This is a genomic window from Okeania sp. SIO2B9 (genome assembly GCF_010672505.1).
GTDB lineage: Bacteria > Cyanobacteriota > Cyanobacteriia > Cyanobacteriales > Microcoleaceae > Okeania > Okeania hirsuta.
In genome coordinates, this window is sequence record NZ_JAAHGK010001750.1 from 1 (window position 1) to 1,169 (window position 1,169).

The window sequence follows — 1,169 nt, forward strand, 5'->3', positions numbered from 1 at the left end:
TGTGTTCAAAACCAGAACTCATCACACCGCTATTTACTGCTGCTGCCACATCAGAGTTTTCCAGCAAGTATTCACTTTCAAAAAATGCCATACTTTTTTTCAGTTAAATAAAATTTTTTTCCTTAAACTTAGACTTTGCCACTAGGAAAAATGTTCCCTCATTTTAAATAAAACCGTTTTCACTCAAAAATTCTGGTGTAATATCTTTGAAACTATTAACATGAGAATTTCCTGCCAAAACTGAATGGTTATTAGAACCATGACGTAGAAACTTAGCCACATATTTACCAAGAATATCTACCTCAATATTCACTAAACTACTTGCTTTTAAATGACACAAGTTTGTTTCATTGAAACTGTGAGGAATAACCGCTACCTCAAACCAATTGCCATCCACATCACAATCAGCAACAGTTAAACTAATACCATTTACTGCAATACTTCCTTTAGACACAATATAGGGAGCTATCTGACGTTGCCACCTTTCATCTACTGTTTGTGAAGCTGTAAATCTCATTTCCCAAGCATTAATCGTTTCCACAGAAGTTTGCAAGCGTCCAACCCCGTCAATATGACCAGTAACAAAATGGCCTCCTAACTTACTACCTGCTCGCAATGAAGTCTCAAGATTCACATACCTATCCGATATTTGGCCTAATGTACTACGTTGTAAGGTTTCAGGTGATACGATCGCCACAAATCCTTGAGCTAAAATGTCTATTACTGTTAGACAAACACCATCTACAGCTACACTATCGCCAATGGCCAAATCTTCCAAAATAATTTTACTGCCACTAGATGATCCCAGAGAAACTAAAATTTGGCTTTCTTCTAAAAGCTTAATTTTTCCTAAAGCTTGAATCAATCCTGTAAACACTGTTTTTCCTCTGATTAATTAATTAAAGATTAGTTAAATTTTATGAACGCAAACTCTATTAATATTCCGTTAACAGCAACGCTATAGCAGCGCGCTAGGCGTATATTTACAAATTGCAGGAACTCCCCAATAGCTAAAAGTCTTATATTATAAGCTTTTTATTTCCCCTATTGCCTGTTGCCTGGGCGAAGCGCTATAGTCTTGAAATTACACGGTTGTTATATCATGGTGAGCCATTAGTCAAGGTAGACACCATACTCTCAAAAATCGAAGATAATAAATAAATGTAAAA

At 35.8% G+C, this 1,169-nt stretch carries 1 protein-coding gene; it reads right to left on the reverse strand.

Going from position 1 to position 1,169, the window contains the following annotated elements; translation table 11 throughout:
• Positions 1-163: 163 nt before the first annotated feature.
• Positions 164-877 (reverse strand): riboflavin synthase, encoded by a 714-nt coding sequence (gene ribE / locus F6K13_RS34165; protein ID WP_124147456.1) that lies wholly within the window; start codon positions 875-877, stop codon positions 164-166.
• Positions 878-1,169: the final 292 nt, after the last annotated feature.